Origin of the sequence: Blastomonas sp. (assembly GCF_041747255.1) — a bacterium.
GTDB lineage: Bacteria > Pseudomonadota > Alphaproteobacteria > Sphingomonadales > Sphingomonadaceae > Blastomonas.
The window spans coordinates 1-1896 of the sequence record NZ_JBGTFM010000256.1 but is presented as its reverse complement, the minus strand read 5'-3'; the positions used below and the strand labels follow the sequence as shown (position 1 = coordinate 1896).

Annotated in this window: 2 protein-coding genes and 1 pseudogene; all 3 read right to left on the bottom strand. The window is 62.2% G+C overall.

Annotated features, from left to right (window positions below; all coding sequences use genetic code 11):
* A partial coding sequence (locus ACEW8G_RS08890) for an alpha/beta fold hydrolase (protein WP_373488070.1) occupies positions 1–617 on the bottom strand: 617 nt, incomplete at its 3' end.
* A gap of 56 nt (positions 618–673) precedes the next feature.
* The gene (yghX, locus tag ACEW8G_RS08885) at positions 674–1573 is read right to left on the bottom strand and encodes a YghX family hydrolase (protein ID WP_373488069.1); all 900 of its coding nucleotides are present in this window, start codon (positions 1571–1573) and stop codon (positions 674–676) included.
* A gap of 37 nt (positions 1574–1610) precedes the next feature.
* A pseudogene (locus ACEW8G_RS08880) lies at positions 1611–1896 on the bottom strand (haloalkane dehalogenase); the annotation flags it as partial.

The following is a 1896-nucleotide window of genomic DNA, read 5'->3' as shown; positions in this document are numbered from 1 at the left end:
ACTGCTGCGCTGCGCCACATGCGGTTGTGGCCGACAATCGGCATCGGCAGGCAGGCCATCGGCATCATCGCCTGCACAAACGCGGGGTCGATCCGCGCCCAGACAAAGCCGTGCATGCAGCCCATCGATGTGCCGATCATCAACCGCAGCCGGGTGACGCCGAGCCCTTCGGTCAGCATCCGTCGCTGGACGTTGACCATGTCGCTATAATCATAGGCCGGGAACGCCATCTTGAGCCCATCGCTTGGCTTGGACGACCGGCCGTGGCCCAGATTGTCCGGCAGAATGATATAATAGCGCGTGATATCGAGCGGCTGCCCCGGGCCGAACAGCTCATCGGCAAACTGCGGTTGCAGGAACTGCCGCCCGCTGCCGCCGGTTCCGTGCAGCACCATCACCGCATTGACGATTTTGCCATCGCTGCCCCGCTGCGGGGTGCCGAGCGTGGCATAATGCATCCGGACATCTGCGAGCTCAGTGCCGTTGGCAAAGCGGAATTGCTTGAAGGTGACATCACCTTCCTGCAGCTGCGCGGCATAATCGGTCTGCGCGTGCGCCGCCGGCGTAACGAAGGCCAGAAAGGCAAAAACAAGCGACAACAACCAGGCACGCGTCATCAAATTCTCCTCAAACCGAATGGTTCAAGCCAGACGTCTGGCCTGCTTCAATTTACTTATGCTCGCAGATTGGCCGCGAAAAACGCGAGCGTGCGGTCCCACGCCAGCGTTGCCGCCGCCTGGTCATAGCGCGGGGTGCTGTCGTTGTGAAAACCGTGCGAGGTTCCGGGGTAGAAATGCGCTTCGTAGGTTTTGTCATGCGCCTTGAGCGCCGCCTCGCAGGCGGGCCAGGTGGCGTTCACGCGCTCGTCATTCTCGGCGAAATGGATCAGCAGCGGTGCCTTGATCGCGGGCACTTCCTCGGGACGCGCCTGCCGTCCGTAGAACGGCGCGGCGGCGGCGAGATCGGGATAGGCAACGGCCAGCGCATGGCACACGCCGCCGCCATAGCAAAAACCGGTGACGCCCACCTTGCCTGTGGACCCCTCATGACCGCGCAGAAATTCAAACCCCGCAAAGAAGTCTTCCATCAGCTTGGCCGGATCGAGCGAGGCCTGCATCGTGCGGCCCTCGTCATCGCTGCCAGGATAGCCGCCAAGCGATGTTAGACCATCCGGTCCAAGCGCCAGATAACCTGCTTTGGCGGTGCGCCGCACAACATCCTCGATGTACGGGTTGAGGCCCCGGTTTTCATGCACCACCAGCACCGCGGGCAGTTTGCCGGTCGCGCCCTTGGGCTTGGCCATCAGGCCGCGCACCGTGCCGTGGCCCTCGGGACTGGGATATTCGACGCGCATCGTCTCAATCGCCGGATCATCGGGCGCAACCTGCTGCGCCAGCGCGTAATCGGGCTTCAACTGGTTGAGGATCATCAGCCCCGTGACCCCGGCGGCGGCATACTGGCCCGCGCGCTGAATGAACTCGCGTTTGCTGAGCTTGCCGTGCACATAACCATCGAAAATCTCGAGGATATGCGGGTGGAAATCGCTGGCACGCATGCGGGTCGGTTGGGTCAAAATGAGGCTCCTGTCCGGAAAGGCTTGGCGTGAATGGTCACGCATCAAAGCTGGCAAGTGCTGCGCGGGCGATTTGTTCCCCCCATTCCTGCACAAAATGGCCGCCATCAGGGATGATCATCGGTTCGGGGCAACCCCGGATCAGGCCGCGCAGCTTTTCCATCGGCTTGATGCCCAGCACCGGATCGGCCGCGCCCACCGCCATGAAGCTTTTGCCCGACCAGCGATTGCTCCAGAAATCCGCTGCCTGCTTGCTAACCTCAACGCCTTCCATATCAGGCGAAACCGGCACCAATGCGGGGAAAACCTGCGCCCCGGCCTTA